Origin of the sequence: Nonomuraea typhae (assembly GCF_009760925.1) — a bacterium.
Classification (GTDB): Bacteria; Actinomycetota; Actinomycetes; order Streptosporangiales; family Streptosporangiaceae; genus Nonomuraea; species Nonomuraea typhae.
This window is the reverse complement of sequence record NZ_VRLV01000015.1, coordinates 67,235-84,133: the sequence shown is the minus strand read 5'-3', so window position 1 is coordinate 84,133 and position 16,899 is coordinate 67,235. Positions and strand designations below refer to the sequence as shown.

At 73.2% G+C, this 16,899-nt stretch carries 16 protein-coding genes; 8 read left to right on the top strand and 8 right to left on the bottom strand.

Annotation, left to right across the window (positions count from 1 at the left end):
- Positions 1-157: 157 nt before the first annotated feature.
- The gene (locus FVE25_RS40930; protein ID WP_157252886.1) at positions 158-1,870 is read left to right on the top strand and encodes a PucR family transcriptional regulator; all 1,713 of its coding nucleotides are present in this window, start codon (positions 158-160) and stop codon (positions 1,868-1,870) included.
- Here FVE25_RS40930 and FVE25_RS40925 read toward each other — a convergent pair.
- From FVE25_RS40925 to vanR-Sc, 3 genes are all read right to left on the bottom strand, one after another.
- Positions 1,831-2,718 (bottom strand): GNAT family N-acetyltransferase, encoded by an 888-nt coding sequence (locus tag FVE25_RS40925; protein WP_157252885.1) that lies wholly within the window; start codon positions 2,716-2,718, stop codon positions 1,831-1,833. The two genes, FVE25_RS40930 and FVE25_RS40925, sit on opposite strands and share 40 nt — an antisense overlap.
- Positions 2,719-2,853: 135 nt before the next feature.
- A complete protein-coding gene (locus FVE25_RS40920) occupies positions 2,854-3,930 on the bottom strand; it encodes a sensor histidine kinase (protein ID WP_281367957.1) in 1,077 nt (358 codons plus the stop codon).
- Positions 3,931-3,940: 10 nt separating this feature from the next.
- A complete protein-coding gene (gene vanR-Sc / locus FVE25_RS40915) occupies positions 3,941-4,630 on the bottom strand; it encodes a VanSc-type vancomycin resistance response regulator transcription factor VanR (protein WP_157252883.1) in 690 nt (229 codons plus the stop codon).
- Positions 4,631-4,767: 137 nt separating this feature from the next.
- Here vanR-Sc and FVE25_RS40910 point away from each other — a divergent pair, with 137 nt between their 5' ends.
- Positions 4,768-5,355, top strand: a complete 588-nt coding sequence (locus FVE25_RS40910; protein ID WP_246268225.1) for a M15 family metallopeptidase — start codon at positions 4,768-4,770, stop codon at positions 5,353-5,355.
- A gap of 8 nt (positions 5,356-5,363) precedes the next feature.
- Here FVE25_RS40910 and FVE25_RS40905 read toward each other — a convergent pair whose 3' ends face one another.
- On the bottom strand, positions 5,364-6,671 hold the full coding sequence (locus FVE25_RS40905; RefSeq protein WP_157252881.1) for an MFS transporter: 1,308 nt from the start codon (positions 6,669-6,671) through the stop codon (positions 5,364-5,366).
- Positions 6,668-7,282, bottom strand: coding sequence for a winged helix-turn-helix domain-containing protein (locus tag FVE25_RS40900; RefSeq protein WP_157252880.1), 615 nt, complete (start codon positions 7,280-7,282; stop codon positions 6,668-6,670). Before FVE25_RS40900 ends, FVE25_RS40905 begins: the two co-directional genes overlap by 4 nt.
- A gap of 210 nt (positions 7,283-7,492) precedes the next feature.
- On the opposite strand from FVE25_RS40900, the gene FVE25_RS40895 reads away from it, so the two are divergent.
- Both FVE25_RS40895 and FVE25_RS40890 read left to right on the top strand, forming a co-directional pair.
- Positions 7,493-8,419, top strand: coding sequence for an alpha/beta fold hydrolase (locus FVE25_RS40895; RefSeq protein ID WP_157252879.1), 927 nt, complete (start codon positions 7,493-7,495; stop codon positions 8,417-8,419).
- Complete coding sequence (locus tag FVE25_RS40890) at positions 8,397-9,032, top strand: TetR/AcrR family transcriptional regulator (protein WP_157252878.1); 636 nt, start codon at positions 8,397-8,399, stop codon at positions 9,030-9,032. Before FVE25_RS40895 ends, FVE25_RS40890 begins: the two co-directional genes overlap by 23 nt.
- Here FVE25_RS40890 and FVE25_RS40885 read toward each other — a convergent pair.
- Positions 9,014-9,997 carry a helix-turn-helix transcriptional regulator gene (locus tag FVE25_RS40885; RefSeq protein WP_157252877.1) on the bottom strand — a complete coding sequence of 328 codons (984 nt, stop codon included), beginning with the start codon at positions 9,995-9,997 and terminating at the stop codon, positions 9,014-9,016. The two genes, FVE25_RS40890 and FVE25_RS40885, sit on opposite strands and share 19 nt — an antisense overlap.
- Before the next feature lie 119 nt (positions 9,998-10,116).
- Between FVE25_RS40885 and FVE25_RS40880 the strand changes: the two genes are divergently transcribed.
- Both FVE25_RS40880 and FVE25_RS40875 read left to right on the top strand, forming a co-directional pair.
- On the top strand, positions 10,117-10,512 hold the full coding sequence (locus FVE25_RS40880; protein WP_157253037.1) for a RidA family protein: 396 nt from the start codon (positions 10,117-10,119) through the stop codon (positions 10,510-10,512).
- Positions 10,513-10,602: 90 nt separating this feature from the next.
- Positions 10,603-11,079: a DUF488 domain-containing protein gene (locus tag FVE25_RS40875; RefSeq protein WP_246268279.1), complete on the top strand. Its 477-nt coding sequence runs from the start codon at positions 10,603-10,605 to the stop codon at positions 11,077-11,079.
- A 5-nt stretch (positions 11,080-11,084) separates the two neighbouring features.
- On the opposite strand, the gene FVE25_RS40870 is transcribed toward FVE25_RS40875, so the two are convergent.
- Positions 11,085-11,945, bottom strand: a complete 861-nt coding sequence (locus tag FVE25_RS40870) for an aminoglycoside phosphotransferase family protein (protein WP_157252875.1) — start codon at positions 11,943-11,945, stop codon at positions 11,085-11,087.
- Between the two features lie 39 nt (positions 11,946-11,984).
- Positions 11,985-13,208 (bottom strand): GNAT family N-acetyltransferase, encoded by a 1,224-nt coding sequence (locus FVE25_RS40865; protein ID WP_157252874.1) that lies wholly within the window; start codon positions 13,206-13,208, stop codon positions 11,985-11,987.
- A 67-nt stretch (positions 13,209-13,275) separates the two neighbouring features.
- On the opposite strand from FVE25_RS40865, the gene FVE25_RS40860 reads away from it, so the two are divergent.
- Positions 13,276-16,035 (top strand): ATP-binding protein, encoded by a 2,760-nt coding sequence (locus FVE25_RS40860; RefSeq protein WP_157252873.1) that lies wholly within the window; start codon positions 13,276-13,278, stop codon positions 16,033-16,035.
- A gap of 43 nt (positions 16,036-16,078) precedes the next feature.
- The gene (locus FVE25_RS40855) at positions 16,079-16,771 is read left to right on the top strand and encodes a carboxypeptidase-like regulatory domain-containing protein (protein ID WP_157252872.1); all 693 of its coding nucleotides are present in this window, start codon (positions 16,079-16,081) and stop codon (positions 16,769-16,771) included.
- Positions 16,772-16,899: the final 128 nt, after the last annotated feature.

Here is a 16,899-nt window from a genome sequence, read left to right as displayed (position 1 = left end):
CGGGCCCAGGCGGCTGAGCGCCGGGCCTGGGTCCGGCGCACGAATCCGGCCGCCCGCTCTCGTCGTATCCACCGAGATCCGCCGTGGCGCAGGTGCATACGATGGGCGAACGACTCTGCGGCGAGCGCGGCGGCCGGGATCGACAGGCAGGTGAGCAGTGGCAACCCATCCGAACGCCACCGAGGAGGGACGCCTCCACCACGGCGAGCCCCCAGGCCGCGGACCGACGCTGGGCCGGGTCCTGCAGCATCTGGGACCGATGCTCCTGGCGACGCTCGCGGGCACGCCCCGCTACCTGGCGCCCGTCGGCGGCCTCGTCGTCCACGACGCCGACGATCCGGCGCCGATCCCGCCGGGAGCGATCGTCGTCGGCGTCGGCGTCACCGCCCCCGAAGACGTGCGCTCGCTGGTACGGCTGGCCTGCCGGCACGAGGCCGCCGCGGTGCTCATCCGGCAGCCGCGCGAGCACGGACTGGACGTCGAGGACCTGCTTCCCCACGAGGGAATGGTCGTGCTGGGCCTGCCGGTGGGGGTGTCCTGGCAGCAGGTGATCGCCGTGCTCGGCACGGCCCTGCACTCGCCCCCGCACCCGGAGGCCCGGGACCTGGGCGGCCGCGAGGCCGGCGACCTGTTCGGCATGGCGGGCGCGATCAGCGACCTCATCGGCGCCCACGTCACCATCGAGGACCGCAACTCCGTGGTGCTGGCCTACTCCGACCACCAGGGAGAAACCGACCCGATCCGCGTCGAGGTGATCCTGGGACGCCGCACACCCGAGCTCTACTGGGTCTTCGACGAGGAGCGCGGCGCGCTGCGCGCGATCCGCGAGTCCGTGCGCCCGGTGTTCCTGCCGCCCCTCGCCCTTCCCGACGGCCGCCACACCCGGGGCCGGGTCGCGGTAGCCGTACGGGCGGGCGATGAGATCCTCGGCTCGATCTGGGCCGTCGTCGACAAGCCGCTCACCACCGACAAGGACGACCTGCTGCTCGAGGCTTCCCGGCTCGTGGCGCTGCACATGCTGCAGCTGCGGGCCGGCGCCGACGGGGCCAGGCGGCTGCGCAGCGACCTGGTGGCCACGGCCCTGACCGGCGGCCCCGAGGCCCGTTCGGCGCTGGACCGGCTGCGCCTGGCCGAGCATGCGCTGATCGTCGTCGCGCTGACGCTGAACGAGCCGGCCGATCGCGCCTACACCGCGGCCGCGGCGCATGTCACCAAGCTGCAGCGGCTGGCGGTCTCCCTGCAGGTGCATCTGGCGGGCACCTGGGCCGGCACGGCCGTGGCGCTGCTGGACGACACCGTCTACGCGCTCGTGCCCTCCCGGCGCGAGGACACCGAGGTCAGCCTCGAGCTCTCCTGCCGCAGCTTCATCGGGCGCGGCGCCGAGAGCGCCGTCGTGGGCATCGGCCGGGCCGTACACCATGCCAGCGAGCTGGAGCTGTCACGGGCGGACGCCGACCGCGCCCTGCGGGTGCTGGGACGGCGCCCGAGCGAGCCGTCGCCGGCGAACTGGGCCGGCCGGGTGGCCCGAGCCTGCGACGTCGAGGCGGAGGCGCTCATCCTGGAGCTGCGCGACCTCGCTGCCAGCGCCAAGCGCGGGCCGTTCGGCGCCTACGCGCGGCTGCTGGCCTACGACGACAACCGGGACTCCACGTTCATGGTGGAGACGCTGCGCGCCTGGCTGGACGCCCACGGCGACGTCATGGCCGCCTCGGCGGCCACCCACGTCCACCAGAACACCTTCCGCTACCGGCTCAAGAGAATGTCGGAGATCGGGGAGTTCTCGCTCGACGACCCGGCGGCCAGGTTCGCGCTGCAGCTCCAGCTGCGGCTTTATCCGCCGGAGCCCTCCGCGGGCCGCTCGAGCAGGTAGCAGCCGTCCCGGCGCACGTCGACGACCGCCCAGCCGCCGGCCAGCGCCCACGTCATCGCCGTGCGCAGGCCGGCGCGCCACTGGCTGGCCGCGCCCGGGTTCGTGCGCCGCAGCGTCTCGATGTCGGCGGGGATCTGCAGGGCCAGCAGCTCGCCGCGGGCCTCGTCCTTCTCCAGGAGCGGACGATCGCCGTCCGTGCGCAGCAGGTAGTGCGGCTCCGGTCGCACGGCCGGCGCCGGGCGCGGATAGGGGCGCAGCAGGTTCCAGTTGGCCAGCGCCCGGTCCGAGGCGTCGTGGCCGTTGAGCGCGTCGCCCATCTCGCCGTAGAAGTTCTCGAAGTAGCGGTCGATGCGGGCGCCCAGGCGGTGCACGTTGAGGTAGGCGTTGCGGGCCACGAGGGGGTCGAAGGTCCAGGTGATGTTCGTGGCTCCGGCGTTCAGCGCCCAGTGGCGCTGGTGAAGTTTCAGGGCGTTGCCCGCTCCGCGGCCCCGCAGCTCGGGCAGGACACCGGCGAGGTGACTGTGCAGCGTCCGCGCGGGCGGCGGGGCGAAGAAGCCGGCCGCGGCGCCGACGACCCGGTCACCGGCCCGCATCACGGCGACGTAGTTGCCGCTGTGGGCCAGCGCGATCAACGCGCCCGGGGTGAGCAGGCTGCTGCCCTCCGGCTGGTGCCATACGCGGTCGAAGAGCCGGCTCGCGGCCTCGCAGTCCTGCTGGGAGGCGGCCGGCTCGATGGTCACTCCGGCACGCTCGGCGGCGGCACGGGCCAGCGAGGCCGCGCCGAGAAGCCAGCCGTCGGTTTCGGGCACGCTGCCCCCGGCGTCGGGGGACTTGCTGCCATTCGTCATCACGCTTCTGCTCCACCTCACGCCTCGTCACGGACCGGGAGCCATCCTGACCGGCCGGACACGGGCAGCGGCACAGACCGGCTCACGAATTCCGCCGGACTCCTTGGGTGATCCAGACGAACCGGCGGCGGCGCACTACCTGGCCACGGGCCGTGGCGCGGCGGGGAGTTCGACGGTGATGCGCAGCCCGCCTGCCGGGCGGGCGGTGAGGGTGAGCCTTCCGTCGTGGGCCAGGGCGATGCTTCTGACGATGGCCAGGCCCAGGCCCACGCCCGCATGGTCGTCGCGCACGCGGCCGGTGCCGCGCTGGAAGGGTTCGGCCAGGGTGGGGATCAGCTGGGGCGGGAGCATTTTGCCGGTGTTCTCGACGATGAGCACGACGGAGGCGGGGCGAACGGCGGTCCTCACCCAGATCGCCCCCTGGGCGGGCAGGTTGTGAACGATCGCGTTGTGCACCAGGTTCGTGGTCATCTGCAGCAGCAGTGCCTGGGATCCGACGGCCGGGGCGAGGCCGCCGGAGGTTTCCATGGTGATGCCGCGTCGCTCGGCCAGGGGGAGCATCGTTTCGACGGCCTCTTCGGCGACCAGGGACAGGTCGACGTAGCCACGGGTGAAGGACCTGCGGTCGGCGCGGCTGAGCAGCAGCAGCGCCTCGGTGAGGTCGATCGCCCTGGCGTTGACGGCGTGCAGGCGTTCGACGAGAGCGCCGGTGTCCCGGCTCGGATCACTGCGGGCCACCTCGAGCATGGTCTGCGAGATCGCCAGCGGGGTGCGCAGCTCGTGGGAGGCGTTGGCCGCGAACCGCTGCTGTTCGGCGACGTGTGCCTCCAGGCGGGTGAGCATCGCGTCGAAGGCGTCGGCGAGCTCGCGGAACTCGTCCTCGCGGCCTTCCAGGTGGATGCGGTGGGAGAGCGATCCGTTGGCGGCCAGGCGGGTGGCATGGGTGATGCGCGTCAGGGGCGCGAGCATCCGGCCGGCGAGGATCCAGCCTCCCAGCAGGCCGAACGCCAGCAGGAAGCCCATTCCCATGGCCGCCCACGGGATGAAGGCGCGCTCGAGGTCGGAGCGGTTGGGCACTCGTCCGCCGATGGCCATGATCGGGCGGTCGGGTACGTACCGCAGCAGGAACACCCACACGACCGCGAGCAGCAGGGCGCCGGCGACCGTGAGGAAGCCGGCGTAGCTGAGGGCGAGCTTGAGGCGGACGCTCAAGCCGGGCGCCCTACCCACGCTCCTCGCCTCCGGTGCCGGGCGCGGTGTCGATGCGGTAGCCGACGCCGGGCGTCGTGGCGATGACCCAGGGCTCGCCGAGCCGCTTGCGCAGCGCCGAGACCGTGATGCGCACGGCGTTGGTGAACGGGTCGGCGTTCTCATCCCACGCCCGCTCCAGCAGCTCCTCGGCGCTGACCACACCGCCTTCGGCGGCGACGAGAACCTCGAGCACGGCGAACTGCTTCCTGGTCAGCGCGACGTAGCGGCCGTCACGGTAGACCTCCCGGCGGAACGGGTCCAGGCGCAGCCCCGCGATCTCGCGCACCGGCGGCCTGCTGTAGGCGCGCCTGCGGTCGAGCGCTCTGAGCCTGAGCACGAGTTCCCGCAGCTCGAACGGCTTGGTGAGGTAGTCGTCGGCGCCGAGCTCGAACCCCGACGCCTTGTCGTCGAGACGGTCGGCGGCGGTGAGCATGAGGATCGGCATGCCGCTGCCGGAGGCGACGATGCGTTCGGCGATCTCGTCGCCGGAAGGGCCGGGGATGTCGCGGTCCAGGACGGCGATGTCGTAGGCGTTGACGCCCAGGAGCTCCAGAGCGGTGTCACCGTCACCGGCGATGTCGGCCGCGATCGCTTCCAGGCGCAGCCCATCGCGGATGGCTTCTGCCAGATACAGCTCGTCCTCGACGATCAGCACACGCATGCTCCGACGTTACGGCCCTGAGCATATCGATGGCATATCGAAAACCTCATACGCACCGGCAACACCACGCTGCCTTGGCTGGGAGCATGCCTAGCAGTCCATCAGCACCAACGACAACCCGCCGGACGCGCAAGCTCGTGATCGCCGCCCTGGCCGTCGTCATCACGGCCTTCGCTGGGGCATTCGCCTATCAGTCGGTGTCGTCCTCCGCCGCCTCGCCCATCAAACTCGGCGAGGCCGACGGCGCCGTCCCCGAGGGCGTGACGGTCTTCGACGACGAGATTCCGGGTGTGACCAAACTCGACCCGGATCTGCTCAAGGCCGTCCGCCAAGCCGCGAGGGCCGCCGCGGGCGACGGCGTCGAGTTCCGGGTCAACAGCGGCTGGCGGTCACCGGCGTACCAGAGCCGGCTTCGGCGTGAGGCGATCTCCCAGTACGGCTCGGCGCAGGAGGCCGCACGATGGGTGGCCACGCCGGCGACGTCCCCTCACGTGAAGGGCGAGGCGATCGACCTCGGGCCCGCTGCCGCCACGGCCTGGCTGTCCAGGCACGGCGCCCGGTACGGGCTGTGCCAGATCTATCGGAACGAGCCGTGGCACTACGAGCTGCGCCCCAAGGCCGCCGCCCGCGGTTGCCCGCCCATGTACGCCGACCCCACCCGCGACCCGAGGATGCGGCAGCGATCGGCCCGCCCGGACCCGGCCCCCTCCAGGCGGCCACGATGACCGCCGGCTCAGCGAGCCTCCCGGGCATGCTCACGCGTGCGGCCCGCGGGGGCGGCCGTCCACAGGAGGGCGCCCGCGAGCAGGACGGCGCCTGCCAGCAGCCAGGGAACCGGGCCGCGCGGCAGGACGCCGACGAGCAGGCCGGTGAGGGCGCCGATCAGCTGCATGGCCAGCGACTGCACGGATAAGGCGGTGGCCCGGCCCGCGCGGGTGACCCGCCGGTGCAGCAGGTCGTTCTCGCTCGGGCCCGCGCAGCCGCGGCCGAGGTACACCAGCCCATAGCCGGCGGCCGCCAGGACCGTCGCCGATGCGCCGGTGGACAGCGCCGTGGCGCCCAGGAGGAGCAGGCCGCAGGCGCTGGTCACCAGACTGACCAGGACCGCGCGCTCGCCGCTGCCGGTGAGGCGGGCGATGAGCGGCGCGAGGTGGCTTCCGAGCCCCGAGCAGAGGAAACCGGCACAGGCCAGCGCGGCGAAGACCACCGCGCCGGACTCCGATGCGCCCGTCAGGGCCGCGACCCGGCCCGGTGTGAGCAGTTCGACGGCGACCAGGGCGCTGCCGGCGGCCCCCGCGCTGAGCAGGACGCGGCGCACCAGCGCGTCGCGGGCGCCCAGGCGCAGCCCGCCCGCGATGGTGAGCGGGACGCCGCGCAGGACGCCGCGCACCGTGGCCGCGGGCCGGGGCGGCTCGAGCAGCGCAGTCAGGACATACGACACGAAGGCGATCTCGACGACGGCGGCGGCCAGCAGCGGGACCGACAGGGGGACGATCAGGCCGGAGGTCGCCGCGCTCAGCCGCGCCCCCACCTGCGAGCCGCCGGCGAGCAGCCAGGGTACGGCGCCGCCGAGCAGGGTGCCGATGGCCAGCGCGGCCGAGGTCGCGGACTTGCCCCGGGCCAGACCTGGACGCAGGTCGGCGTCGGGGCCGCAGCGCGCGTGGACGACGTCGACGTACCATGCCTCGGCCGGTCCGCTGGACAGCGCGCGGCCCGCGCCCAGCAGAGCCATGCCGCAGGTGAGCACCCAGGGTGTGGTGCCCAGTCCCAGAAGGAGGAAGGCGCCCAGGTTCAGCAGGCCGGCGGCGGCCAGCACGGTCCGGCGCCCGAGGACGTCGGACAGTCCTCCGGTGGGCAGCTCCAGCGCGGCGGCGGTCAGCGAGTGCGCGGCGAAGAAGCCCGCGATGGCCACCAGGGACATGCCGCGTGCGGTGAAGAGCAGGATGAGCGGCGCGATGGTCAGGCCGATGGGCAGCCAGTAGAGCATGCAGGCGGTGACGTAGCGGCGACGGGCGGCGGGCATGGCCGGCGGCTCGGTCATGAGGCGTCCTCTCCGGCGGGGGCGGGCTCGTGCGGCGCCAGGGGGAGTCCGGCGATGAGGAAGACGACCTGGGCGGCGCGCGGGTCGGCCGCGTCGCGGGTGGTCAGCTCCGCCGCCTTGCGGGTGAGCTCCTGCCGCAGTTCGGCGAGGGACTCGGGGGTCAGCCGCAGGAGCAGGTCGTTGATGTCCGATGGTTCCACCCATTCCTGGCCCAGCCGCCCGGCGGCGAGGTCGGCCTCGTGCCGGGCCAGAGAGGTCTCCAGGTGCTCGATCTGGCGCCTGCGCGCGAAGCCGACGAAGGCGCGGCTTTGCGGCCCGGCGTCCATCGCCTTGTTGCTCCAGGACGTCACCAGGTGCGCCGCCCGCCATCGGCGCTCTCGCCTGTCGCGGTGCTCGGCCTCGGCGACGAACGCGTACTTGGCCAGAACCCGCAGGTGATAGCTGGTGGAGGCGGAGGTCCCTCCCGTTCTGGCCGCCAGCTCGCTCGCGGTGGCGGGCCCGTCCTGGCGCAGCAGCGTGAGCAGCCGGATGCGCAGGGGGTGGGTGAGCGCCTTCAGCGCCGCGGCGTCGTGCTCGGGGTCGAGAACGCGGTGCTGCTCGTCGCCGTCCATGGCTGAAGAGTAGATCCGTCGACCGTCTTTCCCAAAGTATTTTTGCAAAAATACTTTGGGAAAGACGATGGGGCGGAGTTCAGCCGCCTGCTGACGGGCGCGAGGGCCGCGCGGCGGATCGGCCGCCCGCATGTGCTGCCGCCCGGCCTCCGCCACGACCACGAAATGCTGTTAGGATACAAGTGTATCCAATCGGGAGATGAGGTCACGATGCGCACGCCTGACCGACCGTCCGCCTTCACCAGCGACTCTGCCCGCGACACGTACTACGCCGTCTACGACCGAGTGCTCGCCGACCTGTGGCCGGTGCCGGTGGACGCCGTCGACGTGGAGACCCGCGCCGGCACCGTGCGGCTCCATCGGGCCGGGCCCGCCGGCGGGGACCCCGTGGTCCTCCTGTCAGGGGCCGGCGGGAACGCCCTGTCCTGGTACCGCTACATCGAGCCGCTGGCGCGCACGCGGCCCGTCCTTGCCGTCGACTCTCTCGGCGAGCCGGGCCGCTCGGTTCAGCGGCGGCCGCTCACGAGCGGTGCCGAGGTCGGCGACTGGTTCACCGACGTGCTGGCCGCGGCCGGCGCCGAGCGCGCCCACGTGGTGGGCTGCTCGTACGGCGGCTGGACCGCGGTGCGGCAGCAACTCGGCGGCGGCGGCCGGGTCGCGGCGCTGACGCTGGTGGACCCGGGCGGCTTCGCGCCGTTGCCCGGGCGCTTCGTCCGGTGGGCCCTCGCCGGCGCCCTCGCCTCCATGCTTCCCCGCGCGCTGCGGCACCGCATGGCCGGCGTGGTGGACAACGGGGTGCTGCGCGAGGACGGCCTGGTGCGGCTCATGCGCGCCGGATGGACCTTCCGCCGGCGTATGCCCGTTCCGCCCGCCTGCACCGACGAGCAGATACGCGCGCTGTCCGTGCCCGTGCAGGTCCTGCTGGGCGCCGGCAGCGCGCTGTTCGACACGCAGGCGCTGGCCGCACGACTGGCCGGCATCGCGCCGTCCTGGCGCGTGGAGATCGTGCCCGGCACCGGACACGCCCTGTCCGTCGAAGCCCCGGACCTGATCGTCGAGCGCATCCTCTCCTTCCCCGGCCAGGTAGGGCACGCACAACGGATGGGAAGCGGGCATGCCCCGACAGGTGGATCATGATGAGCGGCGGCGCCGGCTGACCGGGGCGCTGCTGCGCATCGCCAGCACCCGTGGCCTGCAGGCGGTGTCGATGCGCGAGATCGCCGCCGAGGCCGGCGTCTCACTGCGCGTCGTCCAGTACTACTTCACCAACAAGCAGGCCCTGCTCGAGTCCGGCCTCACCGAGCTGGGCGCCCGCATGCACCGCCGGTTCCAGCAGCGGACCGAGGGCGCCGCGGGCGAGCTGACCACGCGAGGCGTCTTCGCCGCCGTCCTCGGCGTGGCCGTGCCCTTCGACGAACAGAGCAAACTGGACTCGATGGCCTGGACCGCCTACTACACCGCGGCCCTGACCGACCCGGCACTCGCCGCGGTCGGGCTCACCCTGCCCAACGCGCTGGAAGACTTCCTCACCGTACGGCTGGCCGCCGCGCAGCAGGCGGGGGAGATCGCCCCCGATCGCGACCCGCGCATCGAGGTCGCCGGCCTCCTGGCTCTGGCCAACGGCCTGACCTCCAGCGTCCTCAGCGGGCAGCGCAGCCACGCGGCCGCCACCGAGATCATCGGCTACCACCTTGACCGCCTGTTCGACCGGACGGCGGAAGGCCGCGGCCGTCAGGACGGCGTTCGGTAGCGGGTGACGATCGCGGCGGCCCGGTCGCGCAGGGAGTCGCGCAGCCACTGCGGGGCCAGGGCTTCCGCGTTCGTGGTGAGCTGCCACAGCGCCCATTCGGCGTGTCGCGAGTCCTGGAAGGTCACCTCCAGCCGCAGCCAGCCGTCCGGACCGGATTCCTCGGCTTCCTCGGCGAGGACGGCCAGCGCGGTGCCCACCAGGGTCTCCCGCCGCGCCGGGTGCACCCGCACCAGCACGGTGACCTGGTCGCCGCCGGTCCGGAACCGGGTGCTGCGTTCCTGCCAGGCCCGGTCCAGATCCACCCGGTCCGGTCGTTGCGCGGGTTCGGGCAGCTCCTCGGCGGCCACGATCCTGGACAGCCGGTAGGTGCGGTCCGCGCCGGCTTTCGTGGCCAGCAGGTATCCCCGGTCGCGTACGGTGACCAGGCCGATCGGGTCCACCGTGCGCCATCGCGGAGCCTGGTTCGCGGCCGCGTAGTGGATGCGCAGCTTACGCCCGGCGAACACCGCGCGCAGGACCTCGGCCACGATGGCGTCCGGCACCTCCTCCTCGACCAGCCGGCGCGAGAGAAGGTCGGTCTCCGGGTCTATGAGCAAGCGCTCGGCCGCACCGGCCGCGGTGTCCCGATAGCTTTCCGGCAGCGCGTCGACCACCTTGAGCATCGCCGACGCCAGCGCCGAACCGAGACCCAGCGCCTGCGCGCCCCGCCGCGACCCGGCGACCAGCAGGGCGAGGGCCTCGTCGTGGTTCAGCCCGGTGAGCTCGGTGCGGAACCCGGGCAGCAACGCGAAACCGCCGTGCCGGCCGCGTTCGGCGTAGACCGGGACGCCGGCCGCCGACAGCGCCTCGATGTCGCGCAGCACGGTGCGGGTGGAGACTTCCAGCTCGCCGGCCAGCGCGGTCGCCGACAGCCGGCCGTGCCGGCGCAGCAGCAGCACCAGTGAGACCAGCCGATCGGCACGCATGCGAAAAACCCTAAAGGAATACACGACACAAGGTGTCGTGATTCGCTGGGAGGCTCTTCACCAGGACGAACCCGATGGACGTCCGCAATGTCGACAGATCGAATGGAGCCGATGTGGCAATGGAGCGAACGGCGGTCAACCCGTGGGCGTGGTCGGTGGAGATGGGTTACAACCAGGGTGAGGTCGTCTCCGGGCACACCCGGACCCTGTACTGCTCCGGGCAGACCGCGATGAGCGGGGAGGGCAAGCCCCAGCACGCCGGTGACATGGCGGCGCAACTGGCGCTGAGCCTCGACAACCTGGAGGCCGTGCTCGGCGAGGCCGGGATGTCGCTCGCCGACCTCGTCCGGCTCAACGTCTACACCACCGACGTCGACCTGCTCTTCCAGCACTACGGCGTGCTGGCGGCCCGGCTGGGCGCCGCGGGTGCGGCGCCGTCCACCACGATGCTCGGCGTGGTACGGCTGGCGATCCCCGACCTGATGGTCGAGCTGGAGGGGACCGCCGTCGCCTGATGCGACCTCGCCGCCTCCGGCAGCGCTGCCGGAGGCGGCCCGCACACCAGGCCCGGCCATCAGGCAGGAGAGTGATTCCCGGTGCTCAACATGGTGACCATCGGCGTCTACGGCTTCAGCGGCGAGAGCTTCCTGCAACGGCTGCGGCACGCGGACGTCGGCCTGCTGCTCGACGTACGCCAGCGCCGCGGCGTGCGCGGACCCGAGTACGCCTGGGCGAACTCCCGCCGGCTGCGGACCGCCCTGGCCGGCGCACGGATCGCCTACGAGCACCACCTCGAGCTCGCCCCGACCACCGAGCTGCGCCGGCTCCAGTACGCCGAGGACGACCGCCAAGGAGTCGGCAAGCGCTCGCGCCGCGAACTCGCCGCCGACTACACCCGCCGCTACACCACCGAAATCCTCGACCACGCCGACCTCACGCCGATCGTGGCGGCCCTGCCGGGCAGCGGGACCGCGGCGCTGCTGTGCGTCGAACGCGACCCCGGGGCCTGCCACCGCTCGTTGATCGCCCAGCGGCTGGCCGAGCGACACGGCGTCACGATCGAGCACCTGCTCCCGTGGTGACGGCGTCACAGCAGCGCCTGAGCGATCTGCCGGGTGGTCACCTTGGCCACGTGGGGGTTGACGTGGGCGTAGGCGGTGAACGCGTTGAGCCCCGTGGACAACGCCCACCCCCTTCCCCGCGCCCACGTCGCGTCGTCGACCCCCAGCGCCTCACGGAACACCGCGCGACCCCGGGCTCCGAGCAGCGTGTATGCGATCACCAGATCACACGCCGGATCCCCCAGGCCCAGCCCTCCGAAGTCGATGACCGCGGTCAGCCTCCCGTTCACCGTCAGCAGGTTGCCCGCGTGGAAGTCTCCGTGAAACCACACCGGGGCACGGCCCCACTCCGGTGCGCCCAGGGCCGCATCCCACACCGCGGTCATCGCCGCCCCGTCGAAGACTCCGTCCACCGCCTCGATCGCGGCGCGCGTCGCCGCGTCCCGGGCCGTCAACTCCTGCGGGGCCAGCTCATCGTGCGGGCCCGGCAGCAGGTCCGCCGCCGGCGGCATGCCCTGCAGGGCGGCGAGGAACCGGGCCACCTCCACGGCCGTGGCCTCCGGGTCGGCCAGCCCGTCATGGCGGGCCGCCTCGCCGTCCAGCCAGCGCGTCACCGACCATCGCCACGGATAGCCGAATTCCGGCTCGCCCACGGCCACCACCTCGGGCACCGCCAGCGGCAACCGGCCCGCGAGCCGGGGCAGCCACCGGCTGTCCTTCTCCGCCTGCCCCGCCGACCATTCGCCACGCGGCAGGCGCACCTGCAGCCCCGTCCCCAGCCGGAAGATCGCATGGTCCGACCCGCCCGGCACCACCTGCTCCAACGGCAGATCCGCCCACTGCGGAAGCTGTGAGATGACCAGCCGGCGAACCAGATCGGCATCCATGGTTGTCTCCACATCAGAAGGCGGCACCAGAAGGCCGCGTCAGAAGGCCGGGAAGGCCCAGCCCGAGGGATGGAACGGCTCGCGCTCGCCGCGGAAGGCGAGCGAAGCCGCGCCGACCGCGCCGCCGCGCAGCTCCTCGACCCGGCCGGCGGCCGCCAGGGACGACAGCGTGGTGCCGCCCAGATAGGCCGCGCCCAGCTCGGCGGAGGTCAGCCGCAGGTCGGCCCGGGCCCGGGTACGTTCACACGTGACCGACGCGCCGTCGGCATGCAGATGGTAGCGCCCCGCGTTCCAGGGGCAGAACGTGTCCTGGACCTCGAGGACCAGGTCCAGCGAGGTCGCGTAGCGGCGCGCCGCCAGCGCGCGGCCGACGTCCGCCAGCCGGACCCAGAGGTTGTCGATCACGCCGGCGCGGGCCGCGCGCGGGTCGGTCAGCAGGTGCTTCAGCGGCTCGTCGGGCGCGCCGTCATACGCCAGACCGGCATGGGCGTCGAGGTCGACGAGGAAACGCCACAGCGCGGCGTACGACTGCCTGGTGACGGCCACGACCTCGATGACCTGCACCAGCTCCGGCTTGGAGCGGTAGAGGACATAGCCGGTGACCTCCCCGCCCGGCTCCAGGTGGACGGCGAAGCGCAGCGCCGTCCCGCCGTCGCGCACGCGCTCGCCGTCGGCCAGCCGCGCCGCCCAGAACCGCTCCGTACGGTCCACCCAGCCGACCGCGGTACGGCGGGCGGTGTCGTAGACCTTCTCCAGCAGCGGCCGAGCCTCCTGCCGATCGAGCAGGCGGATGCTCCCGTCGCCGAAGTCGGTGCCGGGCCGCATGGCCAGGAACCTCTTGTCCGCCCGGATCTCGGCCACGTGGCTGGCGACGCCGTACCCGAAACGTCCGTAGATGGTGGCCTCGGCGGCGTTGAGCGCGGCGATCGGCTCGCCGCCCGATGCGTGCAGGTCGGTGAGCTGCCGGCGCATCATCGCGGTGAGGATGCCACGGCGCCGGTGCGTGGGCAGGACCGCGACGAGCGTGATGCCGGCCACGGGCGTGGCCGCGCCGGGGATCGTCATGACGCGGCCGTAGATCGACGCGCCGCCGACGATCTCCTCGCCGTCATAGGCGGCGATCGTGCGTGCGGGGTCGAGGGAGGAGGCGGCGTTCCTGAGGCCGCCCTCGTGCCAGTCCTGGCCGTAGGTCGTGGTGATCATGCGAGCCCAGGCGTCGAGCTCGTGGGCGGCGATGGTCCGGAGCGGGTAGCGGGCTGTCATGGTTCGAGCGTGGCCGGGTAAACACGCGGGGCACATCAGGTGATCTAGGTATTTATATGCTGGCACCGTGGTGGCGCAGCGCGTGGTCAGCCCGGTGATCGTCGGCCGGAGCGAGGAGTTGTCGGCGCTGGCGGCGGCGCTGGACACGGCCGTCGAGCAGGGTCCCGCCGTGGCGCTGGTGGCGGGGGAGGCCGGGATCGGCAAGTCGCGGCTGCTCGCCGAGTTCGCCCGGTCGCTGGGGCCGGGGGTGCGGGTCGTCGAGGGCGCCTGCGCGGAGCTGGGCAGTGACGGCCTGCCGTACGCGCCGTTCGTCACCGTGCTGCGCAGGTTGATCCGGGTCGAAGGAGCGCTGCCCGGCCCCTACCATCAGCTGGCCCGCTGGTTCCCGGAGCTCGGCGAGGCGGGCGGGCCGGATACGGAAGGCGGCAGGCACCGGCTGTATGAGGAGGTTCTGACGCTGGTGGAGCGGGTGGCCGCGGACCGGCCGCTCGTCGTGGCGATCGAGGACCTGCACTGGGCCGACGCCGCCACCCGCGAACTGCTCGGCTTCCTGTCCAGGAACCTGACGCAGGCGGGCGTCCTCCTGGTGATCACCCACCGGCCGCGGGAAACGGGCGACGGGCCGCTGCTGTCGGAGCTCAGCCGCCGTCCCCGCACCACCACGCTGCGGCTGGAGCGCCTGGATCGGCGGGGCGTGGGCCGCCAGCTGGCCGCGATCCTCGGCGCCGAGCCCGACACGGCCGCCGTCAGCCGCGTGCACGAACGCAGCGACGGCAATCCGCTGTTCGTCGAGGCGCTCGCCCGCGCCGGTGGGCGGACCCCGGACAGCCTGCGCGACGTGCTGCTGTACGGCCCGCGGTCGCTGCCGGAGCCGGCGCGCGAGCTGCTGCGCATGGCCTCGGCCGCCGGCGGCCGGGTCGGCCACCGGCTGCTGGCGGAGGTGGCCGGGCAGGACGGCGCCGAGCTGGACGCCCTGCTGCGCGAGCTCGTCGAGCGCAGCCTGCTCGTCACGGCGGGCGACGGCTACGACTTCCGCCACGCGCTGATCCGGCAGGCGGTGTACGAGGACCTGCTGCCCGGCGAGCGGGCGCGCCTGCACGAGCGCTACGCCTCTGCCCTGCGCGAGTCCGGCGCCCACGCCGAACTGGCCGCGCACGCGCATGCCGCCGGGGACCGCGAGCTGGCCCTGTCCGCCGCCTACCTGGCCGCGGACCAGGCGCGCAGGGCCTACGCCTACGAGGAGCAGGTCCGCATGCTCGGCCAGGTTCTCCACCTCTGGAACCCCGGGGTACGGCTGGGCGCCGACAGAATCGACGTCCTGACCCGCGCGGCCGAGGCCTGCATGCTCAGCGGCGACTACGCCCGCGGCGTCGACTACGCCACCGCCGGGCTGGCCGAGGTGGACGAGCGGCGCGAGCCCGAGCGGGCCGCCCGGCTACTGGAGCATCGGGGCAGGCTGCGGCACCGGCTGGAGGCGACCGGCGTCGCCGACTGGGAACGCGCCCTGCGGCTGCTGCCCGCCGATCCCGGCAGCGTCCAGCGCGGGCGGCTGCTCGGGGTGCTGGCCATGGGCCTCCTGCCGGAGGTGGACAGGGCGCGCGAGCCGTTCGAGGAAGCGCTCGCCGCCGGCCGGCGCACCGGAGACGCCACGGTCACGATCCGCGGGCTGCTGGGCGTCGGGTCCATGACCGGCGATCTCCGGATGCTGGCGCAGGCCCGCACCCTGGCCGAGCGGCTGGACAACCACGACCTGCTGATGACCGTCCCGATGTACGAGGCCACGCTCCACACCAGGGCCGGCGACCAGCACCACGCGATCGAGGCGGCCCGCGCCGGCATCCGCCACGCCCGCCGCCACGGGCTGGGCCGCAGCCGCGGCGCCGAACTCGCAGGATACGCCGGACACGCCCTGATCCTGGCCGGCCGGTGGGACGAGGCCGCCGCCGTCCTGGAAGAGAGCCTCCAGGAGGATCCGCCACCGCTGTCGCGGCAGGCCCTGCGCGTTCTGGCGGGCTATCTGTCGCTGCTGCGCGGCGACGTGAGCGCGGCAGCCGACGCCGCGGCGGCCGTGACGCACAGCGGCAGCCTGTTCCCCCGCCACCAGCTGCTGTGCCTGCTCGCCGTCGCCCAGGGCAACCCCGAACACGCCGACCTCCTGCTGGAGCGGGCACTGGCAGATACCGCCCTCACCCGCATCTACAGCAGCGACGCCCGGCCGGTCCTGGTCGCCGGCGCGCTGGCACAGCAGGCCCGGCTCGCCTGCGGCACCGGCGAGAACCTACGCCGGCGCGTCGCCGCCCGGCAGGCCGGCCTCGCCGCGGCCGATGCCGCGCTCGGCGTGGACGGGCCGCTCGACCGGGCCTGGCAGCTGATGCTGCGCGCACTGATCGAGGACGACGGCTGGGACGACACCGCAACCGCCTGGCGCGAACTGCGGCAGCCGTACGAGCTGGCCCTGGCCCTGTTCCACGGCGCGCGCACCGCGCTGGCCGCAGGCGACCGGCCCGGCGCGACGGCCCGCCTCGGCGAGGCCGCCCGGCTGGCCGAAGACCTGGGCGCCGCGCCGCTCGCCCGGGAGATCGCCCTGCTCGGCCGGCCCCGATCGGCGCACGACGGGCTGACGGCACGCGAGCACGACGTGCTCGCGTTGATCGCCGCGGGCCTGAGCAACCGGCAGATCGCCGCCCGGCTGCACATCTCGCCGAGTACGGCGGGCGTGCACGTCTCCCACATCCTGACGAAACTGGGCGCGGCCACCCGTACCGAGGCGGCGGCCATCGCCTTCCGCGAGGGGCTGGCGGAGCCCCGTCAGCCTCTCCGGGACTAACAGGGCCGCCGAGGGGCCGTGGGGTCCCGCCTGGTTCGCGAGCGTGTTTCTGGCCGACGCCGCGACAGGCATCGGTCAGGGCCAGGTCTTCACGAAGTCCGACGGCACCTACGTCCATCAGAACCTCCGCCCGGGTATCTACAAGGTCCAGGTCAGATACCGCAATCGCTACCAATGGGTGCCCCAGAAGATCGCCTACGCGGATGGCGCCGTCTTCACCGTCACGGCAGGGGCCACCACGGTGGTGGACGAGACGCTGCTGCCCGGGGCGGTGCTGAACGTCCTCGGCCCGTACGCGTGGCCGATCCACTACACGGCCATGCTCTATCCCAAGTACTACGCCTGGGAGTGGTCGGGACGCGCCGCCGACCGGCGCTCGGCCGAGCCCGTCAAGGTCGCTTCCGGCCAGAGCACGACCGCGAACGCCGCGCTGCGGAGCGGGGGAACGCTGACCGGCCGCACGCTGCAGAAGGACGGCGCCGTCTACACCGGATACGTCGACGTCCGGAGCTACAACGCCCGCACCGGCGACGTCGCGGGCCCGGTCCAGTACGGCAGCGGCGGCACCTACACCCTGCGCGGGTTCACCGGACAGCGCGTGAAGATCAAGTTCCAGGCGGACGGCCCCGGCTTCCGCTGGCACGAGGACGCCGCGACCTTCGAGCAAGCGGATCCGGTCCGCGTCAGGCAGGGCCACGAGCGCACGCTTGACATCACCGTTTCGTCCCCATCCTGACCCGTGTACGGCTCCCGCCGGGGAAGGCGGGAGCCGTACGAGAGCCGCCGGATGTCGTCGAACGCGGAGAGGGTGATGTCCTGCTCGAAACGGCTGCTTGAGGACCGCTGGACGGGGTCGGCGAGCCG

Excerpts from the sequence above, each read along its gene's own strand:
- FVE25_RS40925 (WP_157252885.1), bottom strand. The coding sequence starts at position 2,718 with ATGACGAATGGCAGCAAGTCCCCCGACGCCGGGGGCAGCGTGCCCGAA.
- vanR-Sc (WP_157252883.1), bottom strand. The coding sequence starts at position 4,630 with ATGCGTGTGCTGATCGTCGAGGACGAGCTGTATCTGGCAGAAGCCATC.
- FVE25_RS40905 (WP_157252881.1), bottom strand. The coding sequence starts at position 6,671 with ATGACCGAGCCGCCGGCCATGCCCGCCGCCCGTCGCCGCTACGTCACC.
- FVE25_RS40900 (WP_157252880.1), bottom strand. The coding sequence starts at position 7,282 with ATGGACGGCGACGAGCAGCACCGCGTTCTCGACCCCGAGCACGACGCC.
- FVE25_RS40895 (WP_157252879.1), top strand. The coding sequence starts at position 7,493 with ATGCGCACGCCTGACCGACCGTCCGCCTTCACCAGCGACTCTGCCCGC.
- FVE25_RS40890 (WP_157252878.1), top strand. The coding sequence starts at position 8,397 with ATGCCCCGACAGGTGGATCATGATGAGCGGCGGCGCCGGCTGACCGGG.
- FVE25_RS40885 (WP_157252877.1), bottom strand. The coding sequence starts at position 9,997 with ATGCGTGCCGATCGGCTGGTCTCACTGGTGCTGCTGCTGCGCCGGCAC.
- FVE25_RS40880 (WP_157253037.1), top strand. The coding sequence starts at position 10,117 with ATGGAGCGAACGGCGGTCAACCCGTGGGCGTGGTCGGTGGAGATGGGT.
- FVE25_RS40875 (WP_246268279.1), top strand. The coding sequence starts at position 10,603 with ATGGTGACCATCGGCGTCTACGGCTTCAGCGGCGAGAGCTTCCTGCAA.
- FVE25_RS40870 (WP_157252875.1), bottom strand. The coding sequence starts at position 11,945 with ATGGATGCCGATCTGGTTCGCCGGCTGGTCATCTCACAGCTTCCGCAG.
- FVE25_RS40865 (WP_157252874.1), bottom strand. The coding sequence starts at position 13,208 with ATGACAGCCCGCTACCCGCTCCGGACCATCGCCGCCCACGAGCTCGAC.